The sequence below is a fragment of the Candidatus Nomurabacteria bacterium genome (assembly GCA_023898645.1).
In the GTDB taxonomy this organism is placed as follows: domain Bacteria; phylum Patescibacteriota; class Saccharimonadia; order Saccharimonadales; family Saccharimonadaceae; genus UBA2112.
This window is the reverse complement of the sequence record CP060232.1, coordinates 992,575-1,010,457: the sequence shown is the minus strand read 5'-3', so window position 1 is coordinate 1,010,457 and position 17,883 is coordinate 992,575. Positions and strand designations below refer to the sequence as shown.

The window sequence follows — 17,883 nt, the reverse complement described above, 5'->3', positions numbered from 1 at the left end:
GGGGGAGTGTAGACGTGGCGTTACTGACCACTGAAATGCAGGAAAAGCTCATGACCCTTCTTACAGATGAAGGGCTTGTTTCGAAAGCTGTTTTGCGTGCCGCAGACGAGGAGTCGCAAAAAACGAAAAAACCTCTGTTTGCCCTTCTGTCTGAAAGGCACATCATAGACGACGAAATGCTCACACATGGAATTGCACAGGTTTCCGGCGTTCCTTATGTTAATTTGACAAATAGTCTTATAAATCAAAACGTACTCGAACTTTTACCAGAGGATGTTGCTGAGCGTTTCATGGCCGTTCCGCTTGCTGAAGTTCAAAATCGCTTGGCGGTTGCGATGGTAGACGCAAGTAATGTGCAGGCTGTTGATTATCTTTCAAGCATGATAGAACGGCCATTAAAGGTTTTTATGGCTTCTGAGGTTGGCGTACGACACGTTTTAGACCAATATAAAGCTGATTTGTCTACGGTTGGTGCCGCTGCAGAAGCGACCGCACAAGAGGCGGAGAAGGAAGAGTCGAGTAATATTAAAACTATTGTTCAAGATTCTCCGATTAGCCGCGCCTTATCGACTATTTTGGAATATGCCGTTAAGTCACGAGCTAGCGATATACACATCGAACCACTTGAAGCAGCTCTGAAGATTCGTTGTCGTGTGGATGGTGTCCTCCGGGAGATAATGCAGCTTCCAAAGGCTATCGAGCCAGCATTGGTAAGTCGTATAAAAATTTTGTCCAATCTAAAGATTGACGAACATAGAGTGCCGCAGGATGGGCAATTTGCAGTTAAAGTTGCCAACAAGGAAGTTGATCTTCGTATTGCGATTAGTCCTGTAGTCTGGGGTGAGCAGGTAGTAATCCGACTGTTAGACAAGTCTGGATCTACGTTTAATCTTGAAGAGATGGGGTACGCTGGGCGTGCGTTACGTGCTATTCGCAAGGGAGCTCATAGGCCGAATGGAATGGTTTTGACCTCTGGACCAACAGGTAGTGGTAAATCAACCAGTTTGTACGCTCTTATTCAAGAAATTAAGGATGACACGGTCAATATAGTTACACTGGAAGACCCAGTCGAATATAAGATGGCGGGAGTCAATCAAATCCAGGTGAACAGTGAGGTTGGGCTAACATTTGCAACTGGACTTCGTTCAATCTTACGCCAAGACCCAGACATCGTGATGGTGGGCGAGATCCGTGACGACGAGACGGCTAACTTGGCCGTTCAGGCGGCACTGACAGGGCACCTTGTACTTAGTACGTTGCACACAAATAGCGCTGCTGGAGTGTTGCCGCGTTTACTAGATATGAAGATTGAACCATTTCTGATAGCGAGCACAGTAAATACAATTATTGGTCAGCGTTTGGTGCGTCGAGTAGCTCCTAAGCGGGACACCTATCAGTCTGGTCCTATTGAAACACAAAATATTTTGGCTACTGTTGGACACCTTCTTCCCAAGACGCAGGCAGATGTTGCAAAGATTTCACAAGATTTAGGCTATAAAGACTTGCCTCTGGCAGGTCAAAACGCTTATACTTTAGTCAAGGGTAAAGACACCCCGGCTACGCCAAAGGGATATAGCGGACGCGCAGGACTCTACGAGGTAATGGATGTGACGGAAACGATCCAGCAGCTCATAGTTCGCCGTGCAACTAGTTCAGAAATTCAAAGGCAGGCAGTAGCAGAGGGTATGATTACCATGCGCCAGGATGGGTATCTCAAAGCGCTGCAAGGAATTACAACGCTGGAAGAAGTAAACCGAGTAACAGCGGACACCGCGTAGAGAGATAGGAATAGTATGCCAAATCAAGAACTAAGGATTGAAATTCTACTAGAAGAAGTCGTTCGTCGGCGAGCTTCTGATTTGCACTTGCAAGTCGGACTACCTCCGGTATTGCGTGTCGATGGTTCGCTTGTACCTATATCTGGATTTAACCCTCTTGATGAGGCGTCTGTCGAAACCTTACTTTTTGCCATTTTGGATCAGGATCAACAGCAAATCCTCGACAAAGACAAGGAATTTGACTTTAGTTTTGCTTTTGGAACGCTAGGTCGGTTTCGCGTAAATGCCTACCACGAAAGAGGTAATCTTGCGGCTGCACTGAGGCTTATACCTAACGAGATCAAGACTATCAACGAACTAGGTGTACCGCCAGTCGTTATGAATTTTGCAAAGTATCCCAGGGGGCTTGTACTAGTAACGGGTCCTACGGGTAGTGGTAAGTCAACGACGCTTGCATCTCTGATCGACAAGTTAAATACTGAGACATCCCAGCATATTATTACTATCGAGGATCCGATTGAGTTTACACATACATCTAAAAAGTCGGTCGTCGTGCAGCGAGAAGTTCACTATGATACTTATAGTTTCTCGGCAGCTTTGCGTTCAAGTCTTCGTCAGGACCCAGATGTTGTATTGATTGGTGAGATGCGAGATCTCGAAACGATCAGTGCTGCTATTACAATTGCTGAAACGGGCCATTTGGTTTTGGCATCCCTTCACACGAACAGTGCTGCTCAATCGATAGATCGTATGATAGACGTATTTCCACCACATCAACAATCGCAAATTCGCGCTCAACTTGCCAATATTCTTATGGCAATCTGTTCACAGCGTCTTGTTCCTGCGATTGGAGGGGGCAGGGTCGTAGCGGCTGAAATTTTGATTGCTAATCCTGCTGTACGTAACATTATCAGGGAGGGTAAGTCTCATCAGCTCGACGCAGTTATACAGACAGGCGCAGATGCGGGCATGCAGACGATGGACCGTACTCTAGTAGGTCTTGTTCAAAGCGGTGTCATAACATATGACGAAGCAAGAAGTTTTGCAGTAGATTTGACTGAATTTGAAAGATTGATGCGAGGCTAGATTTGCTATGAGAAAGTTTAACTACGAAGCAAGAGACAACACTACAGATAAGGTTGTAAAGGCTATTGTTCAGGCCGAGACTGAGCACGAAGCGGCAAAGTTACTTGTTGCGCAGGGTTTTACTCCGCTTAATATTAAGGAAGTAAACGCCGAGGAAAGTTTTTTTGCTCGATTTACGAATCGTATTACGACTAAGGACCGAGTTGTATTTACTCGTCAGCTTTCGACACTTATTACAGCAGGACTCCCTCTGTCTCAGAGTTTGCGCACGTTAGTTGATCAAACCGCAAATTCAAGACTGCGCAATGTTATTCAGGAAGTTATTGCTTCTGTCGAGGGAGGACACACTCTCCACGATTCTTTCTCGAAGCATCCAGATGTTTTTGACAGGTTATTTCTTTCATTGGTGGCTGCAGGTGAGGCCTCGGGTACGTTAGACGAAGCATTGCAGCGAATCGCGATGCAACAGGAAAAAGATGCAGTAATCGTAGGTCGTATTCGCGGAGCAATGACATATCCGCTTATTGTTTTAGTGGTCATTCTCGCTGTTATGGTATTTATGCTTTTCACAGTCGTGCCACAGGTTCAGAAGCTGTACCACGATTTACATCAGTCACTACCTCTTATTACGCAAATTATCGTTGCGCTTTCGCAATTCTCTACGCAATATTGGTGGCTGGTAGTGTTCGTAGTAGCGATTATTGCCTATATGGTTTATCAGTATTTTCGTACTGAAGGGGGTCAACGAATGCTTGACGAGATTAAGCTCAACACTCCGATTATCAAAGGTTTGTTCCAGCGTCTCTATATGGCACGATTTAACAGGACAGGGCAGACACTTCTTGATACGGGCGTAAACATGCTAGACATGCTTGCTATAGCTAGTGAAGCAGTAAACAACAGTGTTATATCTGATGAAATCGATAATGCTGCTGAAAAGGTTAAAGGTGGCAAGGATTTGTCATCGTCACTCTTACCGGAGCGGCATGTTCCAGAGCTTGTATCTCAAATGATTAACATCGGTGAGAAGTCGGGTCGTATTGATGAGATGATGGGTAAGACCGCGAAGATTTATGAGGATGAACTTGATGACGAAATTGGTTCAATCTCTACCGCTATCGAGCCGGTTCTTATGGTGGTACTTGCTGTAGTTGCGGGTGGTATGGTGGCTGCAATTCTCTTGCCTATCTACAGCCTAGTAAACACCATGCACGTGTGATATGGACAATGTCGGGGGACTGGTGTACCATAAGCATAAGCGTTCCCATCGGAACGGAATTAACAGATTAACGGATAAATATTTCCAAACGTTCATAGAAAGGTGGGATTCATGAACAAACAACAAGAACAATCAAAACGGGCAGCAAAAAGTGGTTTTACCATCATTGAAGTTGTGTTGGTACTTGCGATTGCGGGTCTAATATTTCTTATGGTATTCATTGCGCTTCCTTCGTTACAGAGGAGTCAGCGAGATGCGCAGCGTAAAGACGATTTAAGTCGATTTCTTTCGCAGGTCAGTAGCTATCAATCAAATCACCGTGGAGATGTACCCACTGCCGGATCTGTGAATAGTTTCATAAGTCAATACTTGACTGTAGGTAATGATAAGTTCCAAGATCCTCAGAGCGGAGGCGACTACACTCACATGTCAATTAATGACAAAGTTCCTAAAGCTGGAGACACCTCTACGACTCCAGGTGATGCTAATATCAACTATGTTGCTGGTAAGTCGGCATCTTGTAACGACGACGGCTCTCCACACGTAACAGGGGGCTCAGGCCGCAGTATAGCAGTATCTATAGGTCTTGAAGCTGGCGGAGCGTATTGCCAGACCAATTAATTGTTTCGAAGTTTAATAAATAACGGTCAATTTATGGCCGTTATTTATTATTACTGGCATGCCTATCTTTAAATATTCTACTTTGCTAGAATGATAATGCATGAGCGGAATAAGTATAAGTCTAATCTTGGGTCTTCTTGGTCTCTTTTTTGGTAGTTTTGCTGGCGCGTCTGTTTGGCGATTGAGAGCGAGACAGTTGCGAATAGATATATCGGAAGGCGAAAAAGTCGGCAAAAAGGCACTACAAGAAGTTACTAAAATAAAGAAGAGGTCTGCACTTGAGGATCGGTCTGTTTGTCTTCACTGTGGTCATCAATTGAAATGGTATGACCTTATACCAATCATTAGTTGGCTATCCCTGCAGGGCAGGTGTCGATATTGTCGCGTGGCAATTGGGTGGTTTGAACCAGCTATTGAATTAGGCGTTGCGGCCTTTTTCGTTGTCTCTTATTTGTTTTGGCCGTCTCAGCTCGTTTCTATTACAGATATCACACAGTTTATTATCTGGCTTATTGCTGGTGTTGGGCTTGCGATTTTGTTCGTATACGACATGCGATGGTTCCTGTTGCCGAATTCAGTTGTTTTTCCGCTTTTGGGCTTGGGTATCATTAATGTCCTTGTCGTTTTGGCAGATCGACAGTTTGCATGGTCTGAAATTATAGGAATTTTTTATGGCTGTGCTATCCTTTCGGGCCTTTATTATTTGATTTACATCCTATCTCGATATAAATGGGTTGGTTTTGGTGACGTCAAGCTGGGACTTGTGCTGGCATTATTGTTAGCTGACTGGAGGCTTTCTGCGCTAGCGCTCTTTTTGGCGAATCTAATAGGTACGATAATTTACCTACCCCTCATGGCACGCGGAAGTGTAAAGCGCCGAACACACATACCATTTGGACCACTATTGATAGGTGGGTGGTTTATAGCAGGTCTTTTTGGAACATATATCATTGCTTGGTACCTCACATTTACTCTGGGCACTGTTTAAAGCTTATGCTATAATTTACCTCAAATGGGCATGGTAGAGCGTGGATTTACAATTATTGAGGTGATGCTTTTTTTGGGTATCACGGGAGTGCTATTTGCAGCTCTCATGATAGGGGTAAACAGTAACCTAACTCAGCAGCGCTATCGTGACGGAGTTATTGAATATAGCTCGCTTTTAAAAAATCAATATTCAGAAGTTTTAAATACTCAAAATGCTCGTACGATCGGCGAGTGTGCTAGTAATGGAGTTATAGACCCTAATGCTCCGACAGCTCAGACTTCTGGAACGTCACAGTGCGTTCTTTTGGGTAGAGCAGTTCAAGTTGAAGATAACGGGACTTCAGTGAAAATTTCAAATGTTGTCGGGTTAGATAATAATACGTTGGACTTTAGCTCTGACGATGTTTCGGCGCTTAAATCGTATGCGCCAAAAGTAACGACAATTGACGAAGAAAAGGATAGCCTTGGATGGGGTACGACTCTTTATGCCAAAGACAGTAGTGTGTCTCAAGCGAGTGTATTAATCCTGCGCTCACCGGTAAGTGGGCTTATAAAAGTATTTTGGTCACCAAGACCTCTGACAAGCAATATTGATATTTCTAGTATGAACACGGATTTGCTGAAATACTGTGTCCGTGGTGACGCGGTATTTTTACCTGTACAGTCAGTTTCTATCGATCCTAGCGTGGCAGGGGCGAGTGGTGTAACAGTAATGGATGCAGATCCAGATTGTGTGCATCATGGCGGGGTATAGTCGTGGTGATACGATCATTGAGGTGTTATTTGCTATTACCGTATTTAGTTTGGTATCAGTCGGAGGTTTGTCTGTCATGAATCAAGGTACGGCCCTTGCTCAAAGATCGCTAGAAATTGGTCTTGTGCGTGAGCAGATAGATGGACAAGCGGATGCTCTACGATTTCTTAACAGTTCGTATATAACAGATTACGGTAAGAACGGGCCAGCATCAAAACTCTGGAACGATATTGTAACCAATAACGCCCTAACTAGTGGCGCGCAGGCTCAGCAATTTGATCAAATGACGGATGGTGCAAATTGTCTTTTGCCACACGGTCAGCCATACTTTGCACTTGATTTAACGAAGCTGGACAGTAATCCGCTACTGTCGCCTACAGCTGATGCCATCACCTATGCCAGGGTTAATAGCGACAATGCACCTACGACTGCCGAGGGCTTATGGATTCAGGCAGTCTCATCGCCAAATAGTACGTACACAGACAGTGGAAAGCAGAAGCCTGGTTTTTACGATTTTCACATCAGGGCATGTTGGCATACGCCCGGCCAGACTACCCCAATTACATTGGGAACGATTGTGAGGTTATATGAACCACGAGGCTGATAATCGTTCCGGATTCACCATAATTGAGCTTACGCTTGCTATGACGTTCGTGTCAGTTTTGTTAATCGTGATAGCATTGACGGTTATACAGATTATCACTATATACAATAGAGGTTTGACCATGCAGCAAGTGGATCAAGCCGGCAGGGCAATTAGTACTGACATTCGCCAGACTCTCAGCCAAAGCCAGCCATTTTCAATTAGCACCGCTTTATGTTTACAGAAACAGCTTGGCGCGTGTGGTGCTTCTGCAAACGATGCTTATGGCGGACGTTTATGCACCGGTACGTATAGCTACGTATGGAATCTTAGTGATTCACTTTCTCATAATATCCACGTTAATGTCTATGATAATGGTGTAAATAAAGAAATTCGGTTTATCAGAGTCCGCGATAATGGCGGGCGTTATTGTGCTAATCCGGATGCAAAAATCAATGAGAGCGATGCGACGCAGTTACTGGACAAGGGTGGACATATAGCACTGCAGAGCTTCAATATCGCCGAAATTGCAAAAGACCCGACGACCAACGAAGCGCTATATCGTGTAGTCATGGAAATCGGTACAGATGATTTGTCTACGGTGGACCGTACAGCATCGTCCTCTGGCGCTATAGATACAATCGATACGTCCTGTAAGCCACCAAGTGATTCTAGCTCCCTGCAGGATTTTTGTGCTATCAACCATTTTGACTTCACGGCACTTGCGGGAAATAAAGGGGGCAATACATGAGCATGGATAATCATAAGCAAAGAGGGGCAGTCTCGATATTCATAGTTGTTTTTTCAGCACTTCTTATTACTACAATTACTATAGTTTTCATACGAATTATGATTCAGAATCAAATGCAGGCGACAGCAAACGATTTGTCAAAAAGCGCACTTGATTCTGCTAATGCCGGAGTAGAAGACGCGAAGCGTCTTGTCGTAATGTACAACCAACAATGTTCATCTCATTCCATTGCGAATCGTACGACATGCGACAGCTTACTTAATTTGATGGGCGGCAATGACGGTAAAAGTACGCAATGTACGACATTACAACAGGCGGGTGTCGTTGGATCTCCTAGTGATAAAGAGGTGCTCATAAAGCAAAGCGAGGGCGATAAGGAGCTCAATCAGGCGTATACATGCGTAAAAGTGCAGCTTAATACCTTTGATTATGTTGGATCATTAGTGCAGAACACTTCTAGGCTTATTCCACTTAAAGCGGAAGATGGTCAGAAATTTACACATATCGAAATCCAATGGTATTCTCAAAAAGATTTTCAAGCAGATTCACTGGGTAGTGCCCATCGAAATACGGTCGACTTACGCAGGGACCTAAAACTTCCAACAGATTCAGGTACGTCTGTTTATCCTTGGACACCGCATACGCCAGCGCTTATGAGGCTGCAACTTTTTCAATACGGCAAAACCTTTAGCTTGGACGACTTTAATTTCAAGAGTAACAATGCAACACTCTTCTTGGTTCCTAGTGAGGTGGGGTTGAAAAAAGCTAATTTTGCCGATGACGAAAGACTATCAAGTATACGATCAGGAGTGCTAAGCCCTATAAGATGTGAAAATACGGACTTTTCAGCGGGTGAATATGCTTGTAGCGCCACAATAACCCTTACGACACCTAAGGATGCTTCTTCTGACGGTACCGATCGGCATGCGTACTTAAACGTTAGTGAGTTCTACAATACGAATACGACATTTCGTGTGTGCCTGGAGTCCTGTGGTAATCCTACAGACCCTAGCCATCCGAGGTTTTCGGGTGTTCAACCTATAGTAGATTCAACGGGTAGAGCAAATACGTATTTTAGACGAGTTCAAAGTCGTGTTGAGTTTACGAAGAGTAGTATTCCGAACGTTGAGGCCACAGTCGATATCACCGGAAGTTTATGTAAGGCATTCCAAATCACAGATTCCACAGGTGATTATAAGTCCAATAGCCACTTATGTAAGCCAAGTAGTTAATCTATTTCCGAATGATGTTGTTCATAGATTTCACGCAGATGCTTATCTGTGACATGAGTGTATATTTGTGTCGTACTGATGTTGCTGTGTCCAAGCATTGATTGGACTGAGCGTATGTCGGCACCGTTCATAAGTAGGTCTGTTGCGTAACTGTGGCGCATAGTGTGTGGGCTGACGTGCTTGGTAATGCCGGCAAGACGCGCGTAGCCACTAAGCATTCGTTGGATACTCCTGGCAGTTAGTCGCCTGTAGTTTCCGCTTGTGTCGGCTCCTGCGTTTCGACTGTAGCTAATAAATAAAGGTGGTAAACTATCATGCCGTGCGTCCAAATATTCCTCGATATGCGCAGAAGCGGATTGACTGATAAAGACCGGTCTGTCTTTTTGCCCTTTACCGCGAACCATAAATTCCCGTCTTTTAGTGTTTACATGATCACGATCGAGGTTCACTAGCTCAGAAACGCGAAGTCCGCTTGAAAAGAGTAGTTCAATGATTGCACGGTCACGAAGTCCCGATTCCGTAGCTGTATCTATTTGTGAAATGAGTCGAGCTATTTCGTCATTGTAAAGAAAAGTTACTTGTTTGCGTGAAATTTTTGGTAATGTGATTTTATTTGGGCTCAACGAATCAATGTCTCTTGTTGATAAGTAATGTAAAAAACCACGTAGAGCAATCAAGTGATAGCCTTGTGTAATAGTGGCCAATTCTTCACCGTTACTGTTTTTGTAACGATTTAGCCATAATCGATATTTTCTTATTTGTTCTGATGATATATTAGACACGTCGATATCATCAGTGAATTCTACAAATCGCTCCAGATATAGCCTATAGCTTTCAGCCGTCTTTAATGATCGTCCGCCCTCCACCTCAAGGTGTTCAACGTAGTCATTGATAAGTTCGGAGACGTACATACTATAAGAATAACGTATAATAAGCGTTATGAATGTATTCGAATCAATAATTCTGGGACTAATCCAGGGGCTTACGGAGTTTATCCCTGTAAGTAGTTCGGGCCACCTGGTAGTCGCGCAAATTTTTTTCTCGGGTGCCTCTGACCATTTTTTCTTGGAGTGGATTGATCTCGGTACTTTTCTCGCGTTGGTTGTATATTTCAGGCATCGTATTGTTGATATTGCGCTTGACGTGACGGTGCGCAAGAAGTATCAACTGGGCCGTAATATAATATTGACCACAATACCTGCAGGAGCTGTAGGATTAGCATTTAGTGGTTTTATTGAGACCGCACCCTTCTTCAGCAGCCTCGTAACGGTGACTGTCTTTTTGGGTGTGGTTGGAGTCATTATGGTGATGGTAGATAAACTTCCAAGTAAGTCCAGTGTTAAAAGCGGTGAGAAACTAAGTTGGCGTAGGGCGCTCGTAATCGGGCTTATTCAGGTAACTGCATTAATTCCGGGCGTTTCTAGGTCTGGTTCCACGATAGTAGCGGGCCGTATGATGGGGCTTGGTGCAGCTGCTGCCGCAGAATATAGCTTCTTGGCGTCGCTGCCGATTATGTTCGGACTTATGCTCAAGTTGATCGTGTCTTCTGATGGCAGGCATTATTTTATTGAGCACGCGCCGACTCTTATATTGAGCAATGCTGTCGCTTTTGTTTCAGGTCTTTGGGCTGTAAGCTTTCTTATTAATTATCTTTCGCATCACGGTTTGTCATTATTTGGATGGTATCGTGTGGCCCTTGCGGCTGTGCTTACAGTCGTACTTTTGTTACAATTAGTTTGAAAATATGAGGAGATCAAATGAGCGAACATGTAGAGCGAACACTAATATTATTTAAACCCGATGCAGTACAGCGTGGTGTTGTAGGCGAGATTCTAACTCGTTTTGAACGTGTCGGCTTGAAGATTATCGGTACTAAAATGATTGCTCCAGATAAGGAACACTACTACAAACATTATGAAGAAATCGGACAAGTAATTACTCGACGAGGCGAAGCGACGTTTAATAATGTCCTCGACATGATGAACGAGGGTCCGGTCATTGCCATGGTGCTCGAGGGTGTAGAGGCGGTTGCGTTGGTTCGAAAGCTTGTGGGTTCAACTGAGCCGAAATCATCTGCGCCCGGTACGATTCGTGGTGATTTTTCGCATATGAGCTATGGATATGGAGACGCGAAGGGCAAAGGTATCCCGAATTTGATACATGCGTCTGGGGATCTTGATGATGCCAAGAAAGAGATACCTCATTGGTTCAGTGACGATGAGTTGTATGACTACAACGTCTTGAATGAGAAATTCACACGGTAGCGATTGGCTAATCTGAAGTAAAAAAAGTATAATCTTTCTTGTAACCCTTGTTGTTACCCAAATTGCCAAATCGAACCTTAGTTGTTTGATAATTTGAAGGGAAGAAGCGACTAGAGCTTCGAGGCGATTGTTATTTATTGGCATCGTAGAAGCTGAACGTTGATTCTGACGTGCCCCGGTAGCTCAACTGGATAGAGTAGATCCGTCCTAAGGATAAGGTTGCAGGTTCGACTCCTGCCCGGGGTACCATGCTAGAATAGTGCTATGGCAAAAAAAGTTATTGATTTCGATGGTCAGCGCGTAGGTGAAGAGCTACTCTTCGTTTTTCGACGTCATGTAATCGCCATGCGTAAAGGGTTCTGGCTACTGTTGATTCCATTTGCATTATCAGCGATCCCTGTATTTATTTGGCCTACAATACTTCCGATATATTGGTTTCCCGTAGCGGGTTTAGGAGTTGGATTGTTGTTATTTTTATATCATTTTCTCATGTGGTACTATACAGTCTATATTGTTACCGACCAGCGCCTGAGGCAGGTGACACAAAAAGGGTTTTTTGGTAAAGACGTCGTTGAGCTTGGCCTGTCAAAAATACAGAGCATAAGCTATAATATACCTGGATTCGGTGGTGAGGTACTTGGGTTTGGGACTATAGTAATTCAGACCTATGTTGGAGATTTGGTTATAAATAAAGTTGAACACCCCGAAGAGATCTACAACAAACTTCAAGATGCCGTTGCGGCAGCAGAGGGCACCAAGGAATCGCATGAAAAAGCTACGCCGATTTAAGCGAAATAAGTCCGAAGAGGCCGAAAAACCTAATCGGATTACCAATGAAACAGTCGCCGAGCATCGAGAGAAGATTCTCGCTGGTGGTCGTCGTTTTAAATACCCGGTACAATACGCGAAACATCGTCTAGTTATTAACACGATTGTCATAAGCGTAGTTGCTCTTATCCTGGTTGTTGTCTTGATTTGGTGGCAATTATACTTAGTTCAAAATACGTCTACTTTTTTCTACAGAATAACGAGGGTGGTGCCGTTACCAGTGGCTAGCGTGGATGGTCAGTATGTTCCGTACAGTGATTATTTAGAGAGCTTCAGGTCACAGGAGCATTATTTAGAGACGAAGCAAGGCGTTAATCTATATAGCAAAGAGAATAAAGCCCAACTGAATTGGTTGAAACGTCAGGCTCTTGATAGTGCCATTGCTCACAGTTATGCAGAGAAATTGGCTAAAGCCACGAATATAACTGTTTCAACAAAAGAAGTGAATGAGGCTATCTTGCACCAACGTCAGTCAAGTAACGGTACCATATCCGAGGATACGTACTTTGCAATTGCACTGGACCATTACGACTGGACTCCAGATGAGGTTCGTGAGGCTACTGCAAATGAACTGCTTCGCCAAAAAGTGGCTTATCGTGTTGATACTATTGCATCAAAGCTCCGTGATGAGATGCAGGCAAAGTTAAAAAGCGAGTCTGATTTTGATAAGATAGCATCAGCGATTGCTCCCGTAGGTGGTGTCAAGGTGCAATCAAGCGTTACTCCACTCGTTCCCTCTAATAATCAAGATGGAGGCTTGGCGGAACAAGCGTCAAAACTTGAAGTGGGGAAAATTTCAGAGATTTTTCGATCAACCACGGGAGACGGCTATTACGTTGTGAAATTATTGCAACGCGACAACGAACGTATAAGTTATGCAGTGTTGCGCATCCCGTTGACGATGTTCCAGCAGCAGTTAGATCAGATTAAGAAGGATCACAAGGTAGAGGAGTATATAAATCTACCTGAAGTAAAATCATCACTTAGTACACAGCCATAGGAGTTAAAATATGTACAGCTTACCAGCTCTCGACTACGATTACGATGCACTCGGAAAATATATTAGTAGCGACATCATGGAGCTGCACCACAATAAACACCATCAAGCTTACATCGATAAGTTAAACGTCGCACTAGATAGCCACCCCGAGCTTAAGAATCGAACATTGATAGATTTACTGAGTGGGTTAGATAATCTACCGGAGTCAGCTCGTACCGCAATTCAAAATCATGGTGGTGGTCATTACAATCATTCACTATTTTGGAAATGGATGTCTCCTGACGGCGGAGGCGAGCCAACAGGCCAATTGGCGTTAGATTTGGCAGAAAAGTTCGGAAGTTTTCAGAGATTTGTTGATGAATTTACTACAAAATCATTAGGTATTTTTGGAAGTGGATGGGTATGGTTGCAGCCTGATATGACAATAACTACAACACCTAATCAGAATACCCCTATAAACAATGGTCTTCCTGAACCGATTTTAGGATTGGATGTGTGGGAGCACGCATATTATCTTGATTATAAAAATAAGAGAGATGATTATGTTAAGGCGTGGTGGAATGTGGTGAATTGGGATTTTGTGGCATCTCGTTTGTCGACGGAGAAGTCGGATTAATTGTTTCTGGCGAAGGTGTCTGTATTTGTTCAAACATATCGGGTGGCTCTTCTTCTGTTAAGTAAACCGAATTAGCGTGTCGGGGTGTTTCTATATTTGGTGGCACCAGGGTTGGCATAGGTGGTACTGGCTCTACATCGGGTAAGGGTAAATCAGCTTTTTGATGCCAATTGTAACCGTCTTCTATAACGACAGTAGACGTGGGAGAAGTGGAGTAGGTTTCTGAATCAAACTTTCGTTTGCGGTAGTTCATAAAGACAACAAAACCAAATGCCAAAAGTATGGTGCCGCCAGCAAGGGCGCCAATGAATGCGAAAATTGCAAAATTAGAGCCAGGTCCTCCATCAATGGCTGCGCTAGTTAGATCGAATGATCGAGATTGCGATTTTGGTGGAGTGCCGTCAGTCGGAATCGGTTCTTCTTTGACGGTTAAGTTGATGTTTAGCGTGGCAGTATCTGTCGTAATGGTGCCACTATAGCTGCCAGCGGCAAGTCCAACGGTAAGGGTGCTGCTATTTGCCGTTAAGCTCTGTTCACCAATCTTTACTTGCGCACTTTGTATAGGTATATGGTTTTCGGTGATTGTTAGAACAACCGGATAGCCAGATGTGACAAATGATGAACTGTAATTTCCGGTTGAAACGTGCTTTCCATTTGCAGTTATAGTGAAATAATAATATATTCCCGGTGAAAGGTTGGATAGCGTAGCGGTAAAGGTGCCGCCTGCTCCCTTTTTCACACTGGCTTTCTTATCTAATTGATCATATGAGACTCCGTAGTTAATACTTGAAGTGGGATTTGTAGCGTCCACTCGCCATGTAACCGTGCTTGATGTATATGAAGGTGTCGCCGTGACACTGTCAATAAGTCCGGTGGGGTCGACTGTCGTTTGAGGTATTGTCGTACTGGTTGTTGTTTGGGGACTTGTCGCATTAGGAGGAGTTGTTGTACTAGGCTGTGTAGTTTTGGGTGTCGAGCTGACGGGTTTGGGGCTGGATGAGGGTTTTTTAGATGGTTGTGGCGTACTGGAAGGAGTGGGGTTGATAATCGTGAACGTACCACCCTGAAGGGTCGGTTGAGTGCCATTAAGACTGCCACTACTGAAGTCAATTGAGGCATTACCAGCTGCGGTTGCCTTGAATTTAGCGGCGAATACGTACCGCACTCCGCTATCCGCTTGACTTTGTGATGCGCTGAAATCGATTGAACCCGTATGTACGGTTGTTGATCGACCCTGGTAATAGCTAGTGGCATTGTCGTTGCCGTTGGTGCCTGGGCATTTTTTGCCGTTTGCTAATATCTGTACGAATTGCAGCAAGTTTGAGTTATAAGTTAGTGTGCCAGTGGTTGTGATATCTGTACCGGAACTAATTGTACCGACGTAGCTAGTGATGTCCACGCAAAGTTGATCACCTATGTTCATTTGTGATTGATTTGGTGCAACGTAAAGTATATTCGTCGCTGCAAATACATTCGTACACGGCGTAATGATTGTTATGATGTATAAAATTGCCACGATCACCTTTGTATATCGACGAGTTGTTCGGATTAGGTGAATCTTCTTACTCATATCAGCTCCTGATGAGGTTCTGTTATCACGGGTTGCTGTGTTGTCGTCGGTGCTGATGTTGATGTTGATGCTGGTGCGGGGTTTGCTGCTTTAGACATGACGGACGGTGCAGTATGATCCAAATAATCATTCTCATCTAAAGATAATTCGGTCTGGCTATGATCGTTATCGGGAAAGTCTAATTCATCTTGGTCTATAGACGAATTACTTAATGTCGTTTCTGTTGAGTCATTCGGAGGTGATGTTTCTGTTCCGGAACTGTTGAGAGATTCACTTTCGGTTGAATTCTCGGAGTTATGATGATGGATTATGTCAAGTTGTCCTGTCTCTGCATCGTAAATAGCACTCGGTGAATCGTCAACTGTCTGCTCGGAAGATTCCACTTTTATTATTTCTTCAGAGATTTGTTCGGCTTCAGAATCATACCGGGTATTCGTAGAGACGTCACTATTCATGACAGCTCCGGTAGAGTCATTTTGATTGGTCGTGACCGTAGTCACACTGGGCGACGGGGGTAGGGGCAGGGATTCTGAGTTAAAGGAGTTAGGCTCCGAGTCGACATTAGGTGATGGAGCTGAATAAATTATTTGTTCAGCGGGTAGATTTTCGGAGTTTGGCTGATTGACTTGGGTTATTCCAGATTGTGATTTGATATCAGGTATCATTGCTAAATTTGGAGCAGGGGTATTATCACGGTGTTGACTTACATTTTCACCGTAGTTCGAAATAAGAAGGTCGCTGTCCACTTGGTTTCCTGCTTGTTCACTGGCTTTTCGTTTTCGATAGATAGCGAGACCGACTATACCGCCCGTCATGCCAGTTACTGATACGCCACCTCCGACGGCCATAGGCAAAAGCGAGGTGTTCGGCGCGGCTGATTTTCCAAGAGTCGATAAATTAAGTGCAATTTTCTGTTGACTTGGATTTTGGCCTCCGTTGTATACAAGTTTTTTTACGGTAAATTCAACACTATGACTATCGGTTGAATTGGGTTCTGTAATGATGGCCGTGAAATCCCCATCGCTTAGTTCTGTTGATATGATTGCGTACTCATTTGTTACAAACTCTCTTTCGCCAATTTTTACTTTTGCGCCAGGTATGAGTAAGTTATTTTGTTTTATTGTTAATTGAACGGGGTAGCCTCGGGTAGTTAGGGCGCCTCTATAGTTTGCTCCGAGTAAGTTATCTTTAGATGCGGCATTGATAGTGAAGTAATACAGCGTTCCGGGTTTAAGGTTTGTAAGGTTGACAAGATAGCTGCCGTCATTTTGTTGAACGATTGTTCCGGTGTTGTTTTGAGAATCTTTTGATGTCCCGTAGAGAAATATGGGTTTTGCGTCGATACTGCTTAGAGACCAAGTGATACTGTTTTGCTGTCGAGTAGCCGTGACCTTAACGTTTTTTATTTTAAGACCTCCTTCACTACTCGACACGGGTGTGAGAGTGCTCTCGAGATCCTGGTTTACAGGGTTATTAGCTATTGGAGTGGGGGATGATAGTGTTTGCTTTACATTATCCTTAAGGGTAGGACTCGGGGTCGATTTCGCATTGGGCGTAGGGGTCGGGCTTGGTTTCGTAGATGGCGCTGGACTCGGGGTCGATTTCGCATTGGGCGTAGGGGTCGGGCTTGGTTTCGTAGATGGCGTAGGAGTGGGCGTTGGGCTTGGAGACGGAGATGGTGAAGGTGAGGGTGATGGTGATGGTGATGGTGTGCTAATGGTGTAGATACCGCCACTTGTAGCGGCTGTACCTGTGTCGTATTTTACGTTGCTGAAATTAACATTCGCAGTTCCATTGGCGAGAAATTGAAAGTTTACTATAAATAAGTGAACATCTTGGTTATTAGCAGCAGAAAAGAGGCCGCTACTTTGATTAAACGTTATCGTACCATTGGTGTTGCTGAATGTAATTTTTGACGATGCGAAGAATGTTGATCCGGATGTGTTGATACTGACAACTTTTATTAAATTCGCTGGAAACGTAATCGTTCCGGTGACACTGTGGGTTCCAAACCATGAACTCCCGACATGACCGTCAATGCTGACCGGGAAATTCGTGCCAGGCTGGTTGGTTCCTGATGCGGGCGTCAGGGCTACGGAATTGCTAGCTGCGTAAGCAGAGGTGGGAACAAGTGAAAATAGAGCAGTAATAAGCGTTAGCCCGATTATAAACTTGTGTCCGAATATTTTTCTCATTTTTTTTATTTTTGCGAAGTTGTTTTACTACTGTTATATCCTATCACGCTAACGGATAGCGGTCAATCAAAACACCCCTGTTTTATGTAAACAAAAATCACCCTGTTTGGGTGATACATTTTTGGCGGGCCCGACCGGATTCGAACCGGCGATCTCCTCCGTGACAGGGAGGCGTGATAGGCCAACTTCACTACGAGCCCTCATAGCTTGGCGCTTCAAGTATGATACCAGCTTTTCGCCTCTGGCGCAACGGTGTAGATTCGTTTATTTCTTTTACGTCAAATGGTATAATCAGACGCACGGACCGCGGTTTCGCCGCTGTAGCTCAGTTGGTAGAGCGGCGCTTTCGTAAAGCGTAGGTCTCCGGTTCAAATCCGGACAGCGGCTCCATAACGATAA

The 17,883-nt window shown here is 44.2% G+C and carries 17 protein-coding genes and 3 tRNA genes; 16 read left to right on the top strand and 4 right to left on the bottom strand.

Annotation, left to right across the window (positions count from 1 at the left end):
• The first annotated feature begins 14 nt into the window (after window positions 1–14).
• The 9 genes from tadA to H6797_05290 all read left to right on the top strand — a co-directional run bounded on the left by tadA (window position 15) and on the right by H6797_05290 (window position 9,011).
• The gene (gene tadA / locus H6797_05330) at window positions 15–1,778 is read left to right on the top strand and encodes a Flp pilus assembly complex ATPase component TadA (protein ID USN96456.1); all 1,764 of its coding nucleotides are present in this window, start codon (window positions 15–17) and stop codon (window positions 1,776–1,778) included.
• Window positions 1,779–1,793: 15 nt separating this feature from the next.
• Complete coding sequence (locus tag H6797_05325; protein USN96455.1) at window positions 1,794–2,864, top strand: type IV pilus twitching motility protein PilT; 1,071 nt, start codon at window positions 1,794–1,796, stop codon at window positions 2,862–2,864.
• A gap of 7 nt (window positions 2,865–2,871) precedes the next feature.
• Window positions 2,872–4,083, top strand: a complete 1,212-nt coding sequence (locus H6797_05320; GenBank protein ID USN96454.1) for a type II secretion system F family protein — start codon at window positions 2,872–2,874, stop codon at window positions 4,081–4,083.
• 111 nt (window positions 4,084–4,194) lie between these two features.
• Entirely contained in the window at window positions 4,195–4,704 is a 510-nt protein-coding gene (locus tag H6797_05315; GenBank protein ID USN96453.1) for a type II secretion system protein, read from the top strand.
• A 100-nt stretch (window positions 4,705–4,804) separates the two neighbouring features.
• Window positions 4,805–5,692 (top strand): prepilin peptidase, encoded by an 888-nt coding sequence (locus H6797_05310; GenBank protein USN96452.1) that lies wholly within the window; start codon window positions 4,805–4,807, stop codon window positions 5,690–5,692.
• A 24-nt stretch (window positions 5,693–5,716) separates the two neighbouring features.
• Window positions 5,717–6,445, top strand: coding sequence for a type II secretion system protein (locus H6797_05305; GenBank protein ID USN96451.1), 729 nt, complete (start codon window positions 5,717–5,719; stop codon window positions 6,443–6,445).
• Window positions 6,432–7,049: a hypothetical protein gene (locus H6797_05300; protein ID USN96450.1), complete on the top strand. Its 618-nt coding sequence runs from the start codon at window positions 6,432–6,434 to the stop codon at window positions 7,047–7,049. The genes H6797_05305 and H6797_05300 overlap by 14 nt, the downstream gene beginning before the upstream one ends.
• Window positions 7,033–7,779, top strand: a complete 747-nt coding sequence (locus H6797_05295; protein ID USN96449.1) for a type II secretion system protein — start codon at window positions 7,033–7,035, stop codon at window positions 7,777–7,779. Before H6797_05300 ends, H6797_05295 begins: the two co-directional genes overlap by 17 nt.
• Before the next feature lie 98 nt (window positions 7,780–7,877).
• Window positions 7,878–9,011: a hypothetical protein gene (locus H6797_05290; GenBank protein USN96448.1), complete on the top strand. Its 1,134-nt coding sequence runs from the start codon at window positions 7,878–7,880 to the stop codon at window positions 9,009–9,011.
• Here H6797_05290 and H6797_05285 read toward each other — a convergent pair.
• Entirely contained in the window at window positions 9,008–9,922 is a 915-nt protein-coding gene (locus H6797_05285) for a tyrosine-type recombinase/integrase (GenBank protein ID USN96447.1), read from the bottom strand. The two genes, H6797_05290 and H6797_05285, sit on opposite strands and share 4 nt — an antisense overlap.
• Before the next feature lie 28 nt (window positions 9,923–9,950).
• Between H6797_05285 and H6797_05280 the strand changes: the two genes are divergently transcribed.
• The 6 genes from H6797_05280 (at window position 9,951) to H6797_05255 (ending at window position 13,719) form a co-directional block, all read left to right on the top strand.
• Window positions 9,951–10,751: an undecaprenyl-diphosphate phosphatase gene (locus H6797_05280; protein ID USN96446.1), complete on the top strand. Its 801-nt coding sequence runs from the start codon at window positions 9,951–9,953 to the stop codon at window positions 10,749–10,751.
• A 17-nt stretch (window positions 10,752–10,768) separates the two neighbouring features.
• Window positions 10,769–11,275, top strand: coding sequence for a nucleoside-diphosphate kinase (locus H6797_05275; protein ID USN96445.1), 507 nt, complete (start codon window positions 10,769–10,771; stop codon window positions 11,273–11,275).
• Between the two features lie 172 nt (window positions 11,276–11,447).
• Window positions 11,448–11,524, top strand: a tRNA-Arg gene (locus H6797_05270).
• A 15-nt stretch (window positions 11,525–11,539) separates the two neighbouring features.
• On the top strand, window positions 11,540–12,064 hold the full coding sequence (locus tag H6797_05265) for a PH domain-containing protein (GenBank protein USN96444.1): 525 nt from the start codon (window positions 11,540–11,542) through the stop codon (window positions 12,062–12,064).
• Window positions 12,042–13,103: a SurA N-terminal domain-containing protein gene (locus H6797_05260; GenBank protein ID USN96443.1), complete on the top strand. Its 1,062-nt coding sequence runs from the start codon at window positions 12,042–12,044 to the stop codon at window positions 13,101–13,103. The genes H6797_05265 and H6797_05260 overlap by 23 nt, the downstream gene beginning before the upstream one ends.
• Before the next feature lie 10 nt (window positions 13,104–13,113).
• Window positions 13,114–13,719 (top strand): superoxide dismutase, encoded by a 606-nt coding sequence (locus H6797_05255; protein ID USN96442.1) that lies wholly within the window; start codon window positions 13,114–13,116, stop codon window positions 13,717–13,719.
• Here the strand turns inward: H6797_05255 and H6797_05250 are convergent.
• The 3 genes from H6797_05250 to H6797_05240 all read right to left on the bottom strand — a co-directional run bounded on the left by H6797_05250 (window position 13,649) and on the right by H6797_05240 (window position 17,684).
• A complete protein-coding gene (locus H6797_05250) occupies window positions 13,649–15,289 on the bottom strand; it encodes a hypothetical protein (GenBank protein USN96441.1) in 1,641 nt (546 codons plus the stop codon). The genes H6797_05255 and H6797_05250 overlap by 71 nt on opposite strands.
• A complete protein-coding gene (locus H6797_05245; protein ID USN96440.1) occupies window positions 15,286–17,484 on the bottom strand; it encodes a hypothetical protein in 2,199 nt (732 codons plus the stop codon). Before H6797_05245 ends, H6797_05250 begins: the two co-directional genes overlap by 4 nt.
• Window positions 17,485–17,606: 122 nt before the next feature.
• Window positions 17,607–17,684, bottom strand: a tRNA-Asp gene (locus H6797_05240).
• 114 nt (window positions 17,685–17,798) lie between these two features.
• On the opposite strand from H6797_05240, the gene H6797_05235 reads away from it, so the two are divergent.
• Window positions 17,799–17,874 (top strand) — tRNA-Thr (locus H6797_05235).
• Window positions 17,875–17,883: the final 9 nt, after the last annotated feature.

What these genes read in the sequence shown, in the direction of transcription:
- H6797_05250 (USN96441.1), bottom strand. Translation starts at nt 15,289, where the DNA reads ATGAGTAAGAAGATTCACCTAATCCGAACAACTCGTCGATATACAAAG.
- H6797_05285 (USN96447.1), bottom strand. Translation starts at nt 9,922, where the DNA reads ATGTACGTCTCCGAACTTATCAATGACTACGTTGAACACCTTGAGGTG.
- H6797_05275 (USN96445.1), top strand. Translation starts at nt 10,769, where the DNA reads ATGAGCGAACATGTAGAGCGAACACTAATATTATTTAAACCCGATGCA.
- H6797_05310 (USN96452.1), top strand. Translation starts at nt 4,805, where the DNA reads ATGAGCGGAATAAGTATAAGTCTAATCTTGGGTCTTCTTGGTCTCTTT.
- H6797_05320 (USN96454.1), top strand. Translation starts at nt 2,872, where the DNA reads ATGAGAAAGTTTAACTACGAAGCAAGAGACAACACTACAGATAAGGTT.
- H6797_05255 (USN96442.1), top strand. Translation starts at nt 13,114, where the DNA reads ATGTACAGCTTACCAGCTCTCGACTACGATTACGATGCACTCGGAAAA.
- H6797_05295 (USN96449.1), top strand. Translation starts at nt 7,033, where the DNA reads ATGAACCACGAGGCTGATAATCGTTCCGGATTCACCATAATTGAGCTT.
- H6797_05305 (USN96451.1), top strand. Translation starts at nt 5,717, where the DNA reads ATGGGCATGGTAGAGCGTGGATTTACAATTATTGAGGTGATGCTTTTT.
- H6797_05290 (USN96448.1), top strand. Translation starts at nt 7,878, where the DNA reads ATGATTCAGAATCAAATGCAGGCGACAGCAAACGATTTGTCAAAAAGC.
- H6797_05280 (USN96446.1), top strand. Translation starts at nt 9,951, where the DNA reads ATGAATGTATTCGAATCAATAATTCTGGGACTAATCCAGGGGCTTACG.
- H6797_05260 (USN96443.1), top strand. Translation starts at nt 12,042, where the DNA reads ATGAAAAAGCTACGCCGATTTAAGCGAAATAAGTCCGAAGAGGCCGAA.
- H6797_05300 (USN96450.1), top strand. Translation starts at nt 6,432, where the DNA reads ATGGCGGGGTATAGTCGTGGTGATACGATCATTGAGGTGTTATTTGCT.
- H6797_05325 (USN96455.1), top strand. Translation starts at nt 1,794, where the DNA reads ATGCCAAATCAAGAACTAAGGATTGAAATTCTACTAGAAGAAGTCGTT.
- H6797_05265 (USN96444.1), top strand. Translation starts at nt 11,540, where the DNA reads ATGGCAAAAAAAGTTATTGATTTCGATGGTCAGCGCGTAGGTGAAGAG.
- H6797_05315 (USN96453.1), top strand. Translation starts at nt 4,195, where the DNA reads ATGAACAAACAACAAGAACAATCAAAACGGGCAGCAAAAAGTGGTTTT.
- H6797_05245 (USN96440.1), bottom strand. Translation starts at nt 17,484, where the DNA reads ATGAGAAAAATATTCGGACACAAGTTTATAATCGGGCTAACGCTTATT.